Below are 20724 nucleotides of genomic sequence, written 5' to 3'. Positions count from 1 at the left end.
CTTATGATAGCACTAGAAGACAATATTTACTTTTCATCAGATTATAACGATATGGATTTAGAGCTTATCTATACGTTTATTAAAAACTCATATTGGGGAGAAACAAGAACCTTTGAGGAACAAAAAATGGCCTCTGAGAACACCATTAATTTTGGTCTGTTTCATAACGGACAGCAAATTGCCTACACAAGAGTTATGACTGACAAGGTGTTTTTTGCTTATCTTTTAGATGTTTTTGTTATTGAAGATTATCAAGGTAAAGGTTATTCAAAATTATTAATTGATAAAATAATGAATTTTCCAGAGTTAAAGGCAATTGACAAATGGATGTTGGCAACAAAAGACGCCCATACTTTATACGAAAAGTTTGGATTTACTGCCATAAAAAGTCCAGAAAAATTAATGGAAAAATTAAGCGAACGCGCAAAAATAATATACGAATAAGATGAACTTAAATTTAAATAATAAAAACGCTTTAGTTTGCGGAAGCACTCAAGGCATAGGAAAAGCAACTGCCATGGCTTTAGCTGCAGAGGGCGTAAATGTTACCTTAGTAGCTAGAAATAGAGAAAAGCTAAAAGCAGTTTTAGAAAAATTGCCAGAACACAGAAACCATAATTATATAGTTGCAGATTTCTCAAACCCAAGAGAATTACAAGAACAGGTTATTAAATTTATCGAAAAAAACCATGGGTTTCATATTGTTATAAATAATACTGGTGGTCCAAGAAGTGGCCCTATTTTAACTGCTGCACTTGAAGAGTTTGATAATGCGTTTATACAGCACTTAAAATGCAACCAAGTTTTAGCTCAAGCAACTATTCCGTTTATGAAAGAAGTTGGTTTTGGTAGAATTATTAATATTATTTCTACATCGGTTAAAGAGCCTATTCCTGGTTTGGGTGTAAGTAACACCATTAGAGGAGCTGTTGGTAACTGGAGCAAAACATTATCTATTGAAGTTGGTGCTTTTGGTATTACTGTAAATAACGTGTTACCTGGATTTACCGAAACAGAGCGATTAAACGAGATTATTAAAATTAAGGCTACACAAGAAGACAGAAGCATTGAAGAGATGGCAGAAATAATGAAAAACTATACGCCAGCTAAACGCTTTGCTAAACCAGAAGAAACCGCAAATGTTATCACTTTTTTAGCAAGTGAAACAGCAAGTTATGTTAACGGAATTAACGTTCCGGTTGATGGTGGACGCACAAAAAGTTTGTAACTTTAAAGACAACAAAAAAATAAAATCATGAGTAAAGTATATCCTCCTATAAATTTTAAAGCTTGGATTGATGAAAATAGGCATTTACTAAAACCACCTGTAGGGAATAAAGTGGTTTGGAAAGATGGCGATTTCATTGTTATGGTAGTTGGTGGACCAAATAGCAGAAAGGATTATCACTATAATGAAACTCCTGAGTTTTTCTATCAAGTTGAAGGAGATATTGTTTTAAAAATTATTGATAAAGGCACACCAAAAGATATTCATATAAAAGAAGGAGAGATTTTTTTATTACCTCCAAAAGTACCACATTCTCCACAACGGGGGGCAAATACAGTAGGTCTGGTTATTGAATACCCAAGAGAAAAAGGAGTTCAAGATGCTTTACTTTGGTTTTGCGAAAATTGCACAACTAAATTATATGAAGAAGATTTTACGCTAGATAATATTGAAACTGATATGCCTAAAATTTTTGACAATTACTATAGCGATAATGATAAGCGCTCATGCCCAAATTGTGGTGAAGTGATGCAACCTCCAAAAAAAATTAAATTAGAAGATTAATTTATGAATCATCCATAACTAAATCTTGACACCCAAGAGAATAATTAAATGGATGCTATATGTGCCAAATAAAAAAATAAAATTAAACACATGAAACGAAAACTCCGCATTAACGGACATTCGCATTTACTCCCTTACCCTGAGGAGATTCCTCAATTTATGAAGGAGAAAGAAATATTTTGGGTTGATGATGAACGAAAACATATGCTTCAAAAAGGGTGGAAAAGACCTGTAACACATTCCAGTTTTTTTCTAGATGAAAAGCTAGAATGGATGGAAAGAAACAAGCTTGACCATGCTGTTGTTTTAAATCTATCTCAATTATACGGTAATGGATTACGCTTAGAAGAAATGAAAAAAGCGCTGCGCTTTCAAAACGATTTTAATGCTAAAATACAACATGATAATCCTGATAAATTTACCTGTGGATTTGTAGTACACCCTGGATTTATTCATGGTGCTTTATGGGAGATTGAACGTTGTGTTGAACAATTGGATATGAAAGTTTTATGTCTTCCTACGCATTTTATGGATTCTATTGGGCAATGGCGATCTGTTTTCGATAAAGAAAATGATGCTATTTTTGAAATGGCTGACAGGTTCAAATTAGCTATTGAAATTCATCCATACGATGGAGATAAGATGATAAATCTTGAAAATACAGCATGGCGCTTTCATCTTATTTGGATGCTTGCTCAATGTGGTGATGCTTATCATTTTTACACATTAAATGGTATGCAAGAACGTTTCCCAAATATTAGAACTTGTTTTGCTCATGGAGGACAATTGGCACAAATGAATTTGGGTAGACGTATACAAGGTTTTGATGGTAGACCCGATTTGTTTGAAGGGAAACATCATCCGCGAAAAGCTGTTGGCCATCCAAATATTTATTTTGACACTTTAGTACACGATACTGATTCACTAAAATTAATGATTGATCGCCAAGGCTCTAATCAAGTTATTATGGGGCTAGATGATCCTTATCCGCTAGGTGAAATGGAAAGTGATGCGCAATCATCTTACCCTGGAAAATTATTAGATTTAGCTATTGATAGAGATATAATCAATCAAAAACAATACGATGACATATGGGAAGATAATGTCCTTCGTTGGCTATTTGGAGATGATGAAATTGCCAAGAAAAATTTAGTTAAAAAAATATTAGAGTAATATATAATGACTGAAGTATCTGAATTTTATATATTATCACATATTTTCATTTCTTTAGTTGGAGCCATTTTGCTTCTTGCCATTTGGTATAATATTAGGCTTCGTTTTAAACAAATTCTTGAAGAAGATGACACCCAAAAACGCGTTGACAAAGGATTACTTTATCTAAGTCTTGCTATGTTTGTTTGGGTACTTTCTGGGTGCTGGTCTTACACTGGCAATCTATTTTCTTTCGAAAAAACAATTAGTTTTCAATTCGGCATCTATCTATTTTCCATAATTAATAATATGTTTTTGCTGTTGGCATTATTCTATTTTTATTATGCTCCTAAATTTATTTATAATAACAAAAAGAATGTTAAGCTTATTTTAATTGTTATAGCTATTACTTCTTTTGCTACTTTTTTCCTTTCCTATTTTTTTCAAGAAAATGATACTGCAAATGGAATCAAGTTAAGCGGAATTCCTGATTTATTACTCACAAGTTTTCTATGTTACTTATTAGGAATTTCATTATACAGAACATTTTCGCATAGAGGCTTAAAAATTGTTGGTGTCATATCTATCCTGATAATGCTTTTAATTGTTACTTCACAAGTTTCTAGTGTGTTTATAGAAGTTGGAAATGAGTTTAGTAACAACTTTTTAAAGATAATTGCTAAAGCTTCTTTAATATCAGTATTTTTAGTATTAGCAACTACTTGGGTTATTCGTTTAGCAAATATGCCTAAACCAAACGAAATGACCATCAGTTTTATGGATTGGAGTTTAGTAAAAATTAGTATTCCAACAAAAGGTGTTTTTGATCAAACTATAGATTTTGGTTCAAAAACCACTCAATATAAAAACTTACTCAAGTTTGCTATAAGACGAAAATACGGCGAAGGCAATTCGCAAAGTATATTTATAAGCTTAGGTGGTGAAATAAAAAATCAAACTTACTTGACAAGGATTATTGAGAATATCAATTCCATTTTACAACTAGACGCCACTCAATTGTTAGAAAGGCGTGATCTATTTACATTCATAGGAGAGGGCCGTTATAGATTGCGTATGATTCCTGATAACATAAATATTGACGTTACTTTACTAGAAGAATTTTATAAAATCCCAGAAAACAAGGAATATAAGTCACTATGCAACGCTTAAAAACTTCGGTCACAATTAAGCACAATCTATTATAATTTACTATTAATTACTACATCATTCTGTATTGACGGTGTCTTAAAATACATTGCCTTCAAATCAAAAAACAGAACAGATGCATACCATTAAATCTAATGAAGCTTTTGGGCATCCAAAAGGCTTAGTCTACTTATTTTTTGCTGAACTTTGGGAACGCTTTTCATTTTATGGAATGCGTGCCCTTTTGGTTCTTTATATGACCAAACAATTATTGTTCACTGACGATATGGCTTTTGGTGTTTATGCCGCTTATATGTCATTGGTTTATGTAACTCCCATGATTGGCGGTATACTTGCAGACAAAATCCTTGGGTTTAGAAAAGCCATATTATTAGGGGGCATTTTAATGGCTTTAGGACATTTCTTTTTAACTTTTGAGCACCCAATATTCTTTTACGGCTCACTAGGTCTCATCATTGTTGGAAATGGTTTTTTTAAACCCAATATTTCTTCGTTTGTTGGCGACTTATACAAACATGGAGACCATAGACGAGATTCTGGGTTTACCATTTTCTATTTAGGAATAAATTTTGGTGCTGCAGTTGCACCACTAATGTGTGCGTGGGTTGCAGCCTCTTATGGTTGGCATTACGGATTTGTACTTGCTGGTATAGGTATGGTAGCCGGATTGTTAGTTTTTAAAAGCGGGCTTAAAAATAATGTATTCGAAAATAAAGGCTTGGTTCCTGATGAAAACCTTTATAAACAAAAACACTTAGGAATCCCTAAAGGGACAATAATTACTATATGTGCATTTTTAGCCGTTCCTATTTTTGCTTTAATTATTAACTACCATCAATTTGAACATTATCTAGTTTGGATCGTTTCTGCTTTTTTAATTATCTACATCATTTACATATTAACAACGGTTAGTTTAACAGAAAAAAAACGTTTATTAATTGCTGTATACTTTACAGCTCTTTATGCCCTATTCTCAGCTATTTTTGAACAAGCTGGAAGTTCTTTAACCCTATTTGCAGATAGAAATGTAAACTTAGTAGGCATGGATGCAGCAGGTACAAATAGTATTAACGCTGGTTTTATAATGCTGTTTGCAATCCCTTTCTCTTTATTATGGACCTTTTTAAATAAGCGAAAAGCAAACCCAAATTCTGCTATTAAGTTTGGTTTGGGGTTATTGTTTTTAGGCCTAGGATTTTTAGTTTTTGCTTTATCAGCTCATAGCGTTGATGCATTTGCAAAAACTTCAATGCTTTATTTAATTGTTGGATACATGGTGTTAACTATTGGCGAGTTATTCTTATCGCCTATTGGGCTTTCAAAAATGACTGAACTGTCTCCACTAAAATATGTATCATTTATTATGGGTGTTTGGTTCTCTGCAAATTTTTATGGACACTTTTTTGCTGGTAAAATAGCCAAACTAACAACTGTAAATGAAGGAGAAGCCAATATGTTCTCTAAAGGTTTTTTTGGTCAAGTCGTTGAATTTGTAACTGGTATTACACCAGAAATTGCTTCCCAAAATAGTGATAACTTTCAGCAGCTTTATTCATACTTATCTGTGTATGCAAGTTTTGGGGTAATTACTATTATTGTTGGTATCTTTGCATTATTAATTTCGCCAATAATCAAAAAAATGATGTCTTGCGTTCATTAAAAATGAATAGTTGATCGTTTAGGCTATATCCAAGTTATTATGGACTCGGTGATCCTTATTCGCTTTGTGAAATGGAAAGTGATGTACAATCATCTTTCTCTGGAAAATTACTAGATTTAGCTATTGATAGAGATATAATCAATCAAAAACAATACGAAGACATGTGGGGAGTCAATGTCCATCGTTGGTTATTTGGAGATGATGAAATTGCTAAGCAAACGTTAATTAATAGAATTATAAATTTATTACATACTCATCCAACTTTTAATTTGTTGTGTATAAGTTCTACCTGAAATAACGCTTGTTTTTTGTTTATTTTGCAATGTAATAACATACCTACTATTAAAATATTTTTGAACCTCTTCAACATAAACTGTATTTATTATTACAGCCCTATGCACTCTTAAAAACTCATCTGGTAATTTATGCTCTAATTGAGATAAAGATAGATTAGTTAAGTGATTAGTAGTACTTGTAAATACGGTTACATATTTCTCATTGGCTTCTAAAAAAATAATATCTTCTAGCTTCACAAAAATTAACTTCTCTCCTTTTTTTATAGTAATAGAGGTCATTTTCTTTGTTCCTTTCTTTATAGAGATTTCTTTAATCGCTTCTAAAAGTTGTTGAGTGCTATTAGTGCCCTTAAATAATTTCAATTTTTTAATGGTCTTTTCAATACGCTCTAATCGCACTGGTTTTACTAAATAATCAATGCTATTAGTTTCAAAAGCTTTAAGCGAGTATTGATCATAAGCCGTACAAAAAACTACAATTGGAATAGTCTCTAATTGCTCCAACAACTCAAAACCAGTTAAACCAGGCATTTCAATATCTAAAAATATTAAACCGGGTTGTAATGTCTTTATTTTTTCTTTAGCCTCCGTACCATTTTTAGCGGTATCAATAACTTGAAATGTCTCAGGAAAGTTTTCAAGTAAACTAAGCAATCTTTCTCTTGCCAGAGGCTCATCATCAATAATAACAGTTCTATATGGTTTATTCATTATATCACAGTTTTTTCAATAGTAATTTTGATATGCTTTACTGGTGTATTTTCCCAACTAAGTGATGCTTTTTCTTCATAGGTTAATCTCAATAAATCGAATACCGTTTGTAATCCGTGACCACTTACCAAGCCTTCAAGGAATTGAGGTCCATTATCTTCGACTATAATATCAAGACCTATTTCACTATTTTTAATTTTCAGAATAATCTTTCCATTTTTTTCAATTTTAGAAACACCATGCTTTACAGCATTTTCAACCAAAGGCTGAATAATAAACATAGGGATTTTTACAGATTCAACATTTTTATCTACCTCTATTGAAAATTGTAAGCGGTCTCCAAAACGTATTTGTTCAATATCTAAATAATTTTTCACCATGTCTACCTCATCGGCAACCGTGCTCATTTTTTGTCCTTTTTTATTAATGGAGTACTTAAACAAATCGGATAATGACAATGCCATTTTTTCCGTTTTATCAGCATTTTTATGCGCTAAGCTGGCTATTGAATTTAAGGCATTGTATAAAAAATGTGGATTTATTTGCGATTGCAATAATTTGACCTCGGCTTGAGCATTTACTTCTTTTAAACGACTTAACTCTATATCTTTTTGTTTTACTAAAGAGTCTGAAAAGTTTTCAATATACAGTAACAACCCTCTACTCATAGCAAAAGTAAATACCAATAATAAAAATGGATTTAAACTAAACCAAGATGTATTACTATTGTTTTCTAAAAAAAAGATAGCAGCGACCGGAGCAATACAAACAAAAAAAGTAAACACCGTTTTAAGAGTTATTTGCAATGTAAAACTCATGTTGTTTTTAACAATAAATTTATCAAAAAGCATTAAGAACAAAGCAATCAATAATGCAACTATTATAAAAATAACATGAATACTTATATATTGACGCCAATGTTCAAATTCATAAGGCTTAGTCATATAAGTAAATATTTTAAAAACATACAGAATGCATATCATAAAATACAAAACAGGAGCAAAATAACTATAATAAAGGTGTTTATATTTTCTTCTATAAAAAAGGCTAAAACCTAAAACAAAAAGGATTACACCTAACATAATACTTGTCCAAATAGCAAAAACCTTTGTTTTCTCCCTATTTATATAATTGCTTGCATAATTCCAAGGATAAGTTTTATACATATAAGCTTTAAACTCCTTCTTTAAGTTAGGTGAGTATAATTTTTGTAATAAAAACTTATCCAATTCACTAAATTGACTTCCCATACTAACATTCTCTTTGTTATTCAATATCGAGTTTCTAGAATTGACTATTTTATCTTTTTTGCTTTGAAAAAATTGAGCACATGCCATTGTCCTAATAATATCTCTTTGAATTTCTCTTTTTCTTTGTTTCAAAGTAGAACTACTAGTAAATACATATTGTAAATCAGCCTGAAAAAGCCCAGATATTCCATTTTTTTTTGAATAAAATGTAGGTTCTCCATTGTAAATTTTAAAACCAGAAGTCATATTATAATTAAACCAATTACTGAATCCTTCATTTTCTTCAAAATGTAAATTAATTGTCACTTTTGTTAAATCTGAAAATTTATAATGATTAACATTTTTATTAGTCTCTCTATTTGGAAGAGTATCATTAAATACTTTACCTACATAATTCTTAAGGTAACCAATTTCTTTATTTGGCAACAAAAGTCTTAGTTCTTCCATAATTATATTCATTGCTAGACTATCTTTTGATGTCGCATTGATAAGTTTATATAAAATAGGTCCATTATACTTATACACCCTTTCGCCATAACCGTTAAACACACGCTCTTTAACATACTCCCAATTTTCATCTTTTGGTAAATCAGGATAATTATCATAATGATAGCTAGGGTTTTTACTCGTATCATCAATGATTATTATAGGAATTATTAAAGTAATAAGGATTAGTAAAATTATTTTCTTCATAATTGTAAATTTAATCTATTTAAACATCAAAGAAACTTGATAAATTTAGTTATTAAAACTAGTTTCCGACCAACTGCATTATAGACTTTACAAATTGCAATTAAGATGATTTAATGAAAACCGATACATAAAAAAGTAATACTTTTGATTTTTAATTAACTTAAATAGACCTAACAGGTCTGGTAAATAGATGCATTTTATACCAGAAAACATTGATGATTATGTTGTAAAACATTCTGAAGACGAACCAGTATTATTACAGAAACTAAATAGAGAAACTTACCAAAAAATATTGCAACCACGTATGCTTAGTGGGCATTATCAGGGTCGTGTATTGAGTATGATTTCTAAATTGGTTAATCCAAAAAATGTATTAGAAATTGGTACTTATACAGGGTATTCTGCATTATGTTTAGCAGAAGGGATACAAGTCAATGGCGAGCTACATACTATTGATATAAATGAAGAGTTATACGATTTTTCTAGAAAATACTTTGACAAATCTAACTATGGCAATCAAATAGTTCAGCATTTAGGTAATGCCTTAGAGATTATTCCAAAGCTTGATAAAACTTTCGATTTAATTTTTATTGATGCAGATAAAGAAAATTACTCTAATTATTTTGATGCTATAATTGACAAATTAAATTCTGGAGGCATTATTTTATCTGACAATGTACTTTGGAGTGGCAAAATATTAGAAACCACGTTTAAAAAAGAAGATACTTCTACTCCTGCTTTAATAGAATATAATCGTCTGTTAAAAAATGATAAGAGGGTTGAAACTGTAGTATTACCAATTAGGGATGGTTTAACTATTAGTAGAAAAAAATAACCTTTTTTAATAGAATCTTGGCAGATTGGTTGCGTTAAGGATTGCAGCGACATCCTTTTTTGTGCTTAACTATAAGTTTGATTTAAAACTTATTTTAAAATATATAGAAATACTTGATGAGGTACAGAAACAAGTACAGCACAAGAAAGATATAGCGGAAAGCCTGACCACATTTTGTGGGAACGCCAAAAACCTTCAACTAGGCTATGGATGCCAAATTATAGTTTACGCTTTACAGAGCCTGTAAAATCATCAAGGTCTTCTTTTACTTTATCCAGCTCTTTTTTTACATCTTTAGTAATGCTTGTATCTATACCGTTGTTTTCGGCAGTTTTGGTAATCTCATGTTTAATATCGTTAGTAGCGTCTTTAAGCGTGCGCATTCCTTTCCCTAAACCACGAGCTATCTCAGGTAATTTGTCGGCACCGAAAACCATAATAACGATAAATAGTATGAAAGCTATTTCTCCTCCGCTTATAAATAAAAATGTAGTTTGATAAATCACAGTACAAATATAGTGAGTTGTTTTGGTAGAATAAAAAAAGCCAACTATTAAAGTTGGCTTTTAAATAAAATTTATCCTTTTACTTTATCTTTAAATTGATCAAATTCGCTTTGCTTAATTTCTTTAGGCCAAGAATTGTTTGATGTATCAATATCTGCGGTTTCTTTATTAGGGTCAACGGAAATACTAACAATTTCTTTATCTGATGCTATTGCTTTACTAACTTCATTATCATTAAATCTCCATATTTGAGCAGGATACGTTTCTTTTTTAGATGTTCCGTCAGCATATTTATATTCCACAATAATAGGCATTACTAAGCCTCCTGGTTTTTCGAACGTAATGTTATAGAAATATTTAGGAGCTTTAATGTTTTTTTGTTCTTCAGGAGTAAAATTATCCATTATATACTCCTTAAGAGGTGTTGAATTTTCATCTGGAGTTCCATTTTTCATCTCCTCTTTAAACTCTTCACTGCCTTCTTCAACTAAATAAACTAATGGACGTAAATCGCTTACTTTTCTATTATGCTTTTTTAAATAGTCTTTTATATATTGATTAGGACCAGTTGACACATAGTACTTTTTTACTTCTTTAACACCAATATCTACCCAATCAGTTGTGTAAAACCAACCTCTCCAAAACCAATCTAAATCGAAAGCTGAAGCATCTTCCATAGTCCTAAAGAAATCCTCTGGAGTTGGGTGTTTAAACATCCAACGCTGTGCATATTCTCTAAACGAATAATCAAATAACTCCTTACCCATTACAGTTTCTCTTAGAATATTTAAAGCTGTTGCTGGTTTACCATAAGCATTGTTTCCAAATTGGTAGGTATTAAGGCCTTTAGTCATAATTGGAGCGATATAATCTTGATTGCCTCCCATATAAGGTACAATCATATGTGCTGGCCCACGATCAGATGGAAACGTTTTGTGTTGTGGCGATAATGCTTCTGGATATTTTTCTCCAAAATCTTGCTCTGCAACATATTGCACAAAAGTATTTAACCCTTCATCCATCCATGTCCATTGGCGTTCATCACTATTCACAATCATTGGAAAAAAGTTATGTCCAACCTCATGAATAATTACTCCCATCATACCATATTTTACACGGTCACTATAATTTCCTTCTTCATCAGGGCGACCATAATTCCAACAAATCATAGGGTATTCCATTCCTTGGCTTTTTGCATGTATCGAAATGGCTTTATGATATGGGTAATCAAAAGTCATCCTTGAATACGTTTCTAAAGTACTAGCTACAGCTTTTGTAGACCATTGTTCCCATAGCGGGTTTCCTTCTTTAGGGTACATTGATACTGCCATTACATCTTTACCTCCAATTTTAACAGCCATCATATCCCAAATAAATTTTCTTGATGTTGCAAACCCAAAATCACGTACATTCTCTGCATGTAATTTCCAAGTTTTAGTTTCATTCGAAAATCCTTTTTCTGCAGCTTCAGCTTCTGCTTGAGTTACAATAATAACAGGTTCGTCATAAGACTTTTTTGCTTGCTCGTAGCGTTGCATCATTGTTTTAGAGTAAACTTCTTTTCTATTTACAAGCTTACCTGTTCCATCTAAAATATGGTCAGCAGGCACTGTAATATTTACTTCGTAATCTCCAAATGGTAAAGCAAACTCATCGCGCCCCCAAAATTGCGAGTTTTGCCACCCCTCTACATCACTATATACAGCCATTCTTGGAAAAAATTGAGCTATAACATACGCTTTATTACCATCCTTTGGAAAATACTCATAACCAGAACGCCCATCTTCAACAACATGATCGTTAATGTTATACCACCATTTAATTGAGAATGAGAATTTATCACCAGATTTCATTGCCTTAGGTAATTCTACACGCATCATAGTTCTATTAATCATATGCCTTAACGGTTTCCCGTTTACATCCTTAACTTCAAGAATATTAAAACCTCTTTCTAAAGGTTCTTGCATATAATCAGCTGTAAATTTCGCTGGTGTTTGAACTACGTCTACACCACTTCCTTCAATTAAAGGCGATTTAGAGTCTTTTGCTCTTTTATTTTGTTCTAATTGCACCCATAAATACTTTAAAACATCTGGAGAATTATTAGTATAAGTAATGGTTTCAAAACCAGATAGCTTAGCATTTTTATCATCTAAAACAATATCCATTTTATAATCGGCTTGTTGCTGATAATATGCTACACCTGGCGCTCCAGATGCTGCTCTATACATATTTGGTGTTGAAAATTCGTCATACAATTGCTTAAATTTATTAGTATTTGTATGTCCTTTTTGAGGCTTTTGTTCTTCTTGATTTTGAGCATATGCACCTGTAGTAATAAATGCTACAGACAATAAATAATAAGCAAGTTTTTTCATTATAAATAGTTGTGTTTTATATTGTCTTTTAAAACAATCATTTCTTTATTTTAAAAGTTTTCGAAAATAATAAATTTTAGAGAGTATTAACTTTATTTTAATTAAAGTTTAACAAAGCATTATCTTTTTGTGGAATAAGCAAATAACTTTTCTGTTTAGCGTTTATTTTTGTTTTAACTATATTTTGTTGCTCTTCGTATAAATCAAATAATAGCTGATTAGTAATTTGAAATGTATTAATGGCTTTAACCCCCTCTATTTCTAGATAACATCTCATAATATCTGCATCGTATTCTTTACCTATAAAATTAAATTTTGCGTCCTTATTATTAATCTTAATCTTAATCTTATCGTTTAAATATCTTTCAATGTAAGTGTCAACAATTTCTAGTTCATTTTTATCAGCTAATGTTATATTTTCATCATAACGCTTACGTAATAAATTTTCAAAATCATCAATAAAAATTCTCGATGTTATCTGAACAGATTCTTTTTCTTTTATATAATTTATCTGGGTAACACTAACATAGTATTTATGTGCCGTAGTAAATGCTAATAACGGGATTATTAAAAAAAGGAAAAAAGACTTTGTAAACTTCATGCTATTTTTTTGCTAAAGTAATTATTTTAGGTTGCTAGTTTCAAAAAGCATTCCAAAAACATTTAAATCATTTGGGTGTTACCTAAAGGTCGGGCTTTCTACTATATCTTTTTTTCGTAGCTCAAAAAAGGGTGCCGCTACAATCCCTAACACATAACGAGTAAATCAATCATTAACAATTTTAAGATTAGCTTTATATGCTATTAGTTTTTCTCTTAAAAACTCAAAAATCTCAATATCTGTTTTGCCTTTGCACCTATTGTTGAAATTCTCATCCTCTTGACAGAAATAAAAAAAATCTATATGCTTACTTTCATCTAGTTCATAAACACTAAAAAAGCTCTCAGACAGTCTTACTTTTATATTATGCAACAGTTCATCATCTGCTTCAAGTTTTACTCTATTTTTTAACATTTTTGTCCTGCCAGAAACGCCATTCAATATTGGATTTAGAGGAATCCCACCTGTTAGAAGTCCTAAAAGCATTTTTGGTTTAAACTCTCCAGCCTCACTAAGGCGTCGTTCACTTTGTGTTGCAGGTTTGCCTTTATAACCAGGTATTCCAACATCAAAAAAATTAATTGGTGGGTCTCCTTCAACATTTTCAACATCAGACAATAAGTCTCCTGTTAGCACTTTCCCTACTACAACCTCATCCAACTTATTTATTTGTTCTTCAAGTTTTACATTTAGTTTTCTAATTAAAATTGTATTATTACTAATAGTAATAGTTTTTTGAATATGCTGAATTGACGAAAACATTATTGTATCATTTAATTTTGCTGTAATTGTAAACTCGCCCGCTTTATTTGTTGTTGTAAAAACTTGTGCCGTTTTATTTATTACATGTATATTTTCAACACTAACATTACTCACTACCTTACCGTTAATTTCAACAGATTGAGATACTGCTATTTGAATATTAAGCAATAGCATAAAATAAATAAATAGTTTAATTTTTTGCATCCTTTAATTTCAAAAACGCTTTGCTTTGTTTAATTAAAAAGTCAATTAAATATACTTCGTTTTCATCTTCTAAAAGCTCAAAATTCATTCCATTCTTATCAATAAATGCTAAAAATTGGTCAACCTCATCTAAAGGTATATTAAAGGTTTCATTAAGGTTTTTGTTTGAATAAACATCTAGTAAGTCTCTAGGCATTTTTTCTTCTACTTGTTTTTCAAAAAGTTTTTTCCGAAAACTTAATGGATTTTTTTTTAATATTAACTTAAGTATTTTACCAACATCAGGTAAATAATTACGCGCTTCAGGGTCTAATATTGATGTTAAGTGATTATTTACAACCGAGTTATCAAAGGCGTTGTCATCATTATACTCATAGTCTATATTCATATTACCCATATCAATAGCTATAGGGTCTACAGTTTTAACATTTAAGATATCTGTTTCTATATTTCCAGAAAGTCCTGACGATAATAAAACAGCATCCAATGTATTAACTTGTTCTACCAAATGTATTTTTAGTTGCTTAGACTCTATTGTTTCAGCATCAATATTGACGGAGACCGTTTCGAATTGCAAAGCAGATATTTCAATAATATCATTTAAAGCTATCTTAATAACAAATTCACCCTTAGCATTGGTTATTGCTCCTTTATTAGATGATGTATTATAAACTGTAACATTTTCTACCTCATTAACACTGGAAGTAATCAGTCCTTTTACTTCTATTCTGTTAATAGTTTGACCATGTATAACAAATGATAATAAGGCAAATAATAAGAAAGCTAATTTTTGTACCAAATTTTATAAATTATTATAGTGATATAACTTAATATTAAAAAAATCACTGGTATAAAGAACGCATTTCTAATCTTAAAGAAATTAAAAATTGCTTTTAATTTTTTGTTAAAAACTCTGTGCTTTTTTTATTTAGAAGCTCCAAAAACTCTATTTCTTTGCCATAATTCAGCAAAGTAAAATCAAAGTTTTCTGTTTCTACAAATCGGATAAATTCTTCAACCCTGTGTTTAGGAATATCAAAATTATCAACTAAAAACTCAGAGCCAAAATAGTATTTAATTGATTCTACAGGAACATCAGGAACACCCACTTTTTCCTTATTAGGAACCTCTGATCTAAACAAAGGAATTAATAATTGATCTACTACATTAACAATATTCAATCCATTAACCATAGGCTTATGTTGTCTATCAATACTAATATTATCAACTTTTGATATCGCATCATTTTCAAAATTATAATCCTTATTATTCTTTACTCCAAAATACAAAGCATCTAACTTAGGCTTAAACAATTTGGTGGTTTTTATATCAGTTTTTAGGTTTCCTGAAAGCTTATTTTTAGTTACAACAATCTCATCTAATTTATTTATCTCTTCAATTAAAAAAAGTTTAATTTTTTTAGATTCAATAATATCTTTATTTACAATAAAACTTATATTTTGATATTGCAATGCACTTACTTCAATAGTATCATTCAATGCTACATTTAATTTAAATTCGCCTTTTTCATCAGTAATAGTACCTATACCTGTGGATACATTAAAAATTGTAATGCCAATAATATCACTTCCTTCAACTATAATATTTCCTGAAACTTCAATTCTTTTAACGGTTTGAGAAACTGCACTTATAGAAACAAAAAAAGCAAGAATGACAAGTAATTTTTTCATAGGTTTTTATTTTAAAAATATGATTTAAAAGGCTAATATTAAAGTAAAATTTATTAAATCTTTTATAAAAGCTAATTTTGATTAGTTTTACAGTAAATTATAAATTTCTATGAGAAATATTATTATCGCAAGCACTTCTACATTACACGGAAGTGATTATTTAGATTATATTTTAGATGAACTAACTCATTTTTTTAAAAATGCTCAAACTGTTTTATTCATTCCGTATGCCAGACCTGGTGGAATATCGCATGATGATTATACTAAAAAGGTAGAAATAGCTTTTTCTAAAATTAATAAAAAAGCTGTAGGTATTCATACTTTTGAAAACCCAATAGAAGCCATTAAAAATGCTGAAGCTATTTTTACTGGTGGTGGGAATACTTTTGTTTTGGTAAATCAGTTATATAAAAATAATTTGGTTGATGTTTTAAAAGAAACGATTACAAATGGCACTCCCTATTTAGGCACAAGTGCTGGTAGTAATATTTGCGGACTTACAATAAAAACATCCAACGATATGCCAATAGTATATCCTCCTAGTTTTAATACTCTAGGTTTAGTGCCTTTTAATATTAATCCACATTATTTAGACCCAGACACCAATAGTAAGCATATGGGAGAAACTAGGGAAACAAGAATTAAAGAATTTCATAGTTATAATACACCGCCTGTAATTGGTTTGCGCGAAGGTAGCTGGTTACATGTTATAGATGACTCAATTGTTTTAAATGGCAATTTAACGGCTCGTATTTTTGAATATAACAAAGTTCCATACGAAGTAGAGTCTGGAACACAATTAAATCATTTAAAATAAAAAAGCTTCATATTTCTATGAAGCTTAAAGAGCGGGAGACCAGGTTCGAACTGGCGACATTCAGCTTGGAAGGCTGACGCTCTACCAACTGAGCTACTCCCGCATTAGCGATGCAAATATATACAATCTTATAAACTATTTGCAAGCAAAAACTACAACTTTTTAAAAAAATGATAACCTAAAATTTTAAAACCCTCATTATAATAAAATTTATGCGAAGGAGGATTACTTACATAGGTGTTTAATTCAATTGACTCACAACCTTTTAGCCTTACATAATTATAAATCCATTCAAAAAATTGCTTACCTAAACCTTTTCCACGATAAGTATCATCAATATAAACATGATCTGGTTCAACACTTTTTCCAGAATAATGTCTCGTACAAAACCACAAACCACATATTCCTATTAATTTTTCATTATCAAAAATGCCTGCACACTCATAGTTTTGGGTAATCATTTCTGAAAAACGTTGCTTTAAAACAGCATCTGTATCTTTATTTCCATTTAGCTTTTGAACTAATGGTATAATAGAATTTATGTTTTGTTTATCGATAATTTTAAATAGAAAAGACATTACATATTTTTTGCACGAAGGTAATTATTTTCTAATTATTAAAGAACCCTAATTTTAAACTGAGCAAATTAAAAGAGTGACTTAAAGACTGAAAATTGTGTCTAATATTAACACATAAAAGCAAATTATTTATATAAAGTCTTTTTTTTGTAATTTTAGTATCATAAACATATTCTGATGAGAGGTAGAAATTTTAAAGTTAGGTTATTAATTGGTTTAGCTATAGTAGCTTTTGCATTTATTAAAAAATGTAATAGCAAAGAGAAAAATGAGTATACAGGACGTATTCAAACTATTAACATGACATCGGACCAAGAAATAGCAATTGGATTACAAAATGCTCCGCAAATGGCTCAGCAACACGGTGGATTACATTCAAATAATCAATACCAAGCCTTGGTTGATAAAGTAGGGAACAAACTTATTAATAATAGTATGGCCAAAGATACACCTTACAGGTACGAGTTTCACCTTTTGGCGGATGAAAATACTATAAATGCATTTGCGCTTCCTGGAGGGCAAATTTTTATAACTTATGCACTATTTTCAAAATTAGAAAATGAAGATCAATTAGCTGGTGTTTTAGGACATGAAATTGGACATGTTTTAGGGCGGCATTCTGCAGAACGCATTGCCGAAAGTGACTTTTGGCAAACCGTATCAACTGGAGCTTCAGTAGGAGCAGATATGGGAGGTTTAGTAAGTGGGATTGGGCAGCAAACCTTATTGAAAAATGGTCGTGGTGATGAATTGGAAAGTGACGACCTTGGTGTTTTATTTATGCTGAATTCTGGCTATAATCCTGAAGAAATGATTGGGGTTATGCAAATTTTAAAAGATGCAGCTGGACCAAACCGTGTACCAGAATTTCAAAGTTCGCATCCAGATCCAGATAACAGGATTGAAAAAATTCAAGAATCTATAGAGAAATATAAAAATCAATAAAAAAAAGCCTTGTTTTCACAAGGCTTTTTCGAGTGACTAGCTCTAAATAATTGTTATATGAATTTTAATTATTTTAACTTAATGCTTCTTCAATAATTATTAAAGCCTCTTTGGCATTAGATTGTTTTGCATACTTCTTAGCAGTCATGCCTTTATCAGACTTAACTTTTAATTTAGCTCCTTTAGATATTAAAAGCTTTAAAATTTCTGTTCTATTAAACTTAGCCGCATACATAGCTGGCGTCATTCCATTAGACTTTTTGTTTACATCTTCTCCCAAGTTAATTAGCTTTTTTACGGTCTCAATATCTCCTTTTGCAATAGAAACACAAAAAGGATTCACCTTTACAGTAGTTTGAGTAATAAAAGTAGATTGATTTTCAGTAATGTTTTTTGCGTTAACTGATACTACAGAGAAACATAATGCGATTGCAGAAATAATGATTGATTTTTTCATGATGAAAGATTTTAATTTGATTAATGATTTTGTTTTTTGATATACTAAAGAGACGACAAAAAAATTAATCTGTTACATTAATTAACATAAATAATTATTTTTTAACTTAATTTTTAGAAATCCTTAAGATAATTTATAGATTTCTAAAAAACATTTAAAAACCAATAAAACCAGTAAGTTAAAAGGGTTTTCGCAACTTAGTTTCGTCAAAGTTCTTGTATCTTTGTTAAGAATTAATTTTTTTTAAAAATGAATAAAAAAGTCATATTAATGATATTGGACGGTTGGGGAAACTCACCAGATCCAAAAGTTTCTGCAATCGATTATGCTCATACTCCATTTATTGACTCATTATATAAAAAATATCCTTTCGCCACTCTAAGAACCGATGGCCTTCATGTTGGTTTACCAGAAGGGCAAATGGGAAATAGCGAAGTTGGCCATATGAATTTAGGTGCTGGTCGCATTGTATATCAAGACTTAGTTAAGGTAAACTTAGCAGTAAAAAACAAAACACTTAATAACGAGAAAGTTTTAGTAGATGCTTTTAGCTATGCAAAAAACAATAGCAAAAATGTTCACTTTTTGGGCTTATTAAGCGACGGAGGTGTACACTCTCATATTAATCACCTATTAGGCTTAATTGATGCTGCTAATGAATTTGGGATAACTAATACTTTTGTGCACGCATTTACTGATGGACGTGATGTAGACCCAAAGTCTGGCTATGGTTTTATAACAGCACTTGAAAATCATATTGAAAAAACGAATACCAAACTAGCAACTGTTACAGGACGTTACTATGCCATGGATAGAGATAAACGTTGGGAACGTGTTAAATTAGCATATGATGCTTTAGTAAATGGTATTGGCGAAAAATCTACAAATGCTACGAAATCCATTCAAAAAAGTTATGACGATGATATTACCGACGAGTTTATAAAACCAATTATTCTAACTGATAATGAAGGAAATCCAATTACAAATATTAAAGACGATGATGTTGTAATATTTTTTAATTTTAGAACAGATCGAGGTCGTGAGTTAACTGAAGCTTTAACGCAAACTAATTTTCATGAACAAAACATGCATAAATTAAATTTGCATTATGTAACACTTACCAATTATGATGATACTTATAAAAACATCAATGTTATATTCAATAAAGAAAATTTAACTGAAACTTTAGGAGAGGTTTTAGAAAAACACAATAAAAAACAAATTAGAATTGCCGAAACTGAAAAATATCCTCATGTTACATTTTTCTTTTCTGGAGGTCGGGAAGAACCATTTAATGGTGAATCTCGAATTTTAAGGAATTCACCTAAAGTAGCTACATACGATTTAAAACCAGAAATGAGTGCTTACGAATTACGAGACGCTTTAGTGCCTGAATTACAAAAAGGCGATGTAGATTTTGTTTGCTTAAATTTTGCTAATGGAGATATGGTTGGTCATACTGGTGTTATGGAAGCAGCAATAAAAGCATGCGAAGCAGTTGACGAGTGTGTAAAGGATGTTGTAAATACTGCACTAAATAGTGGCTATTCAACATTATTAATTGCAGATCATGGTAACTGTGAAACCATGATTAACCCGGACGGTTCACCAAATACGGCACATACTACAAACCCAGTACCAGTTATTTTAATTGATAATGATTTAACACAAATTAAAGATGGTATTTTAGGCGATATGGCCCCTACCATTTTAAAACTAATGGGAATACCACAACCTGAAACCATGACTCAGCAGGCTTTGGTTTAAATAAATGAAAAATAAATTATTGTACTTTTGTAACAAACTCAAGTCTTTAATTTGAATGAATTTTAACGAGACACTTATAATAGCTGTAGATTTTGATGGCACTATAGTAGAAGATGCTTATCCGAAAATAGGGAAGCCTATGCTTTTTGCTTTTGAAACCTTAAAAAAATTACAAGAAGAAGGGCATCGGTTAATTTTATGGACCTATAGATCTGGTGAAAAATTAAATGAGGCTGTTAATTTTTGTGAGGAGAATGGCATAGCTTTTTACTCTGTAAATAGTAGTTTCGCTGAAGAAGAATATAGCAAAAACATTAGCAGAAAAATTCATGCCGATCTATTTATTGACGACAGAAATATTGGTGGCTTTATTGGTTGGGGGGAGATATACCAGATGTTAACCAACACGAAACCTAATATTCCAGAAAAGAAAAAAGGGTTCTTTAATTTCTTTAAATAAGC

At 30.8% G+C, this 20724-nt stretch carries 22 protein-coding genes and 1 tRNA gene; 12 read left to right on the top strand and 11 right to left on the bottom strand.

Annotated features, from left to right (window positions below):
• Positions 1–3 precede the first annotated feature (3 nt).
• From M3P09_RS04460 to M3P09_RS04430, 7 genes are all read left to right on the top strand, one after another.
• Positions 4–444, top strand: a complete 441-nt coding sequence (locus M3P09_RS04460) for a GNAT family N-acetyltransferase (protein WP_249972179.1) — start codon at positions 4–6, stop codon at positions 442–444.
• 1 nt (position 445) lies between these two features.
• Entirely contained in the window at positions 446–1228 is a 783-nt protein-coding gene (locus M3P09_RS04455; protein ID WP_249972178.1) for an SDR family oxidoreductase, read from the top strand.
• 27 nt (positions 1229–1255) lie between these two features.
• A complete protein-coding gene (locus tag M3P09_RS04450) occupies positions 1256–1792 on the top strand; it encodes a 3-hydroxyanthranilate 3,4-dioxygenase (RefSeq protein WP_099564411.1) in 537 nt (178 codons plus the stop codon).
• A gap of 90 nt (positions 1793–1882) precedes the next feature.
• On the top strand, positions 1883–2965 hold the full coding sequence (locus M3P09_RS04445) for an amidohydrolase family protein (protein ID WP_249972177.1): 1083 nt from the start codon (positions 1883–1885) through the stop codon (positions 2963–2965).
• Between the two features lie 6 nt (positions 2966–2971).
• Positions 2972–4114 (top strand): hypothetical protein, encoded by a 1143-nt coding sequence (locus tag M3P09_RS04440; RefSeq protein WP_249972176.1) that lies wholly within the window; start codon positions 2972–2974, stop codon positions 4112–4114.
• A 112-nt stretch (positions 4115–4226) separates the two neighbouring features.
• A complete protein-coding gene (locus M3P09_RS04435) occupies positions 4227–5771 on the top strand; it encodes a peptide MFS transporter (RefSeq protein ID WP_249972175.1) in 1545 nt (514 codons plus the stop codon).
• A gap of 71 nt (positions 5772–5842) precedes the next feature.
• Positions 5843–6064: a hypothetical protein gene (locus M3P09_RS04430; protein WP_099564415.1), complete on the top strand. Its 222-nt coding sequence runs from the start codon at positions 5843–5845 to the stop codon at positions 6062–6064.
• Here the strand turns inward: M3P09_RS04430 and M3P09_RS04425 are convergent.
• The gene (locus M3P09_RS04425) at positions 6017–6778 is read right to left on the bottom strand and encodes a LytR/AlgR family response regulator transcription factor (RefSeq protein WP_249972174.1); all 762 of its coding nucleotides are present in this window, start codon (positions 6776–6778) and stop codon (positions 6017–6019) included. The two genes, M3P09_RS04430 and M3P09_RS04425, sit on opposite strands and share 48 nt — an antisense overlap.
• Positions 6778–8721 (bottom strand): sensor histidine kinase, encoded by a 1944-nt coding sequence (locus M3P09_RS04420; RefSeq protein WP_249972173.1) that lies wholly within the window; start codon positions 8719–8721, stop codon positions 6778–6780. Before M3P09_RS04420 ends, M3P09_RS04425 begins: the two co-directional genes overlap by 1 nt.
• A gap of 190 nt (positions 8722–8911) precedes the next feature.
• Between M3P09_RS04420 and M3P09_RS04415 the strand changes: the two genes are divergently transcribed.
• Complete coding sequence (locus M3P09_RS04415) at positions 8912–9556, top strand: O-methyltransferase (RefSeq protein ID WP_249972172.1); 645 nt, start codon at positions 8912–8914, stop codon at positions 9554–9556.
• Between the two features lie 218 nt (positions 9557–9774).
• Here the strand turns inward: M3P09_RS04415 and M3P09_RS04410 are convergent, their stop codons facing one another.
• The 6 genes from M3P09_RS04410 to M3P09_RS04385 form a co-directional block, all read right to left on the bottom strand.
• Positions 9775–10062 (bottom strand): Sec-independent protein translocase subunit TatA/TatB, encoded by a 288-nt coding sequence (locus tag M3P09_RS04410; protein WP_099564419.1) that lies wholly within the window; start codon positions 10060–10062, stop codon positions 9775–9777.
• A 71-nt stretch (positions 10063–10133) separates the two neighbouring features.
• A complete protein-coding gene (locus M3P09_RS04405) occupies positions 10134–12440 on the bottom strand; it encodes a M1 family metallopeptidase (protein ID WP_249972171.1) in 2307 nt (768 codons plus the stop codon).
• A gap of 97 nt (positions 12441–12537) precedes the next feature.
• Positions 12538–13041 carry a DUF6702 family protein gene (locus M3P09_RS04400; protein WP_249972170.1) on the bottom strand — a complete coding sequence of 168 codons (504 nt, stop codon included), beginning with the start codon at positions 13039–13041 and terminating at the stop codon, positions 12538–12540.
• A 165-nt stretch (positions 13042–13206) separates the two neighbouring features.
• Positions 13207–14007: a carboxypeptidase-like regulatory domain-containing protein gene (locus M3P09_RS04395; RefSeq protein WP_249972169.1), complete on the bottom strand. Its 801-nt coding sequence runs from the start codon at positions 14005–14007 to the stop codon at positions 13207–13209.
• Entirely contained in the window at positions 13994–14806 is an 813-nt protein-coding gene (locus M3P09_RS04390) for a carboxypeptidase-like regulatory domain-containing protein (RefSeq protein ID WP_249972168.1), read from the bottom strand. Before M3P09_RS04390 ends, M3P09_RS04395 begins: the two co-directional genes overlap by 14 nt.
• Positions 14807–14900: 94 nt before the next feature.
• Complete coding sequence (locus M3P09_RS04385) at positions 14901–15698, bottom strand: carboxypeptidase-like regulatory domain-containing protein (protein WP_249972167.1); 798 nt, start codon at positions 15696–15698, stop codon at positions 14901–14903.
• Positions 15699–15807: 109 nt separating this feature from the next.
• Here M3P09_RS04385 and pepE point away from each other — a divergent pair, with 109 nt between their 5' ends.
• Positions 15808–16515, top strand: a complete 708-nt coding sequence (gene pepE, locus M3P09_RS04380; protein WP_249972166.1) for a dipeptidase PepE — start codon at positions 15808–15810, stop codon at positions 16513–16515.
• A gap of 30 nt (positions 16516–16545) precedes the next feature.
• On the opposite strand, the gene M3P09_RS04375 is transcribed toward pepE, so the two are convergent.
• Both M3P09_RS04375 and M3P09_RS04370 read right to left on the bottom strand, forming a co-directional pair.
• Positions 16546–16618 (bottom strand) — tRNA-Gly (locus M3P09_RS04375).
• Between the two features lie 49 nt (positions 16619–16667).
• On the bottom strand, positions 16668–17093 hold the full coding sequence (locus M3P09_RS04370) for a GNAT family N-acetyltransferase (protein WP_099564426.1): 426 nt from the start codon (positions 17091–17093) through the stop codon (positions 16668–16670).
• 177 nt (positions 17094–17270) lie between these two features.
• Between M3P09_RS04370 and M3P09_RS04365 the strand changes: the two genes are divergently transcribed.
• Positions 17271–18038 carry a M48 family metalloprotease gene (locus tag M3P09_RS04365; protein WP_099564427.1) on the top strand — a complete coding sequence of 256 codons (768 nt, stop codon included), beginning with the start codon at positions 17271–17273 and terminating at the stop codon, positions 18036–18038.
• A 73-nt stretch (positions 18039–18111) separates the two neighbouring features.
• On the opposite strand, the gene M3P09_RS04360 is transcribed toward M3P09_RS04365, so the two are convergent.
• The gene (locus M3P09_RS04360) at positions 18112–18495 is read right to left on the bottom strand and encodes an ankyrin repeat domain-containing protein (RefSeq protein WP_099564428.1); all 384 of its coding nucleotides are present in this window, start codon (positions 18493–18495) and stop codon (positions 18112–18114) included.
• Between the two features lie 249 nt (positions 18496–18744).
• On the opposite strand from M3P09_RS04360, the gene gpmI reads away from it, so the two are divergent.
• On the top strand, positions 18745–20262 hold the full coding sequence (gpmI, locus tag M3P09_RS04355) for a 2,3-bisphosphoglycerate-independent phosphoglycerate mutase (protein WP_249972165.1): 1518 nt from the start codon (positions 18745–18747) through the stop codon (positions 20260–20262).
• A 55-nt stretch (positions 20263–20317) separates the two neighbouring features.
• Positions 20318–20722 (top strand): BT0820 family HAD-type phosphatase, encoded by a 405-nt coding sequence (locus tag M3P09_RS04350; RefSeq protein ID WP_099564430.1) that lies wholly within the window; start codon positions 20318–20320, stop codon positions 20720–20722.
• Positions 20723–20724: the final 2 nt, after the last annotated feature.

It is taken from the genome of Jejuia spongiicola (assembly GCF_023502325.1).
In the GTDB taxonomy this organism is placed as follows: Bacteria; Bacteroidota; Bacteroidia; order Flavobacteriales; family Flavobacteriaceae; genus Wocania_A; species Wocania_A spongiicola.
This window is presented reverse-complemented; position numbering and strand designations above follow the sequence as displayed.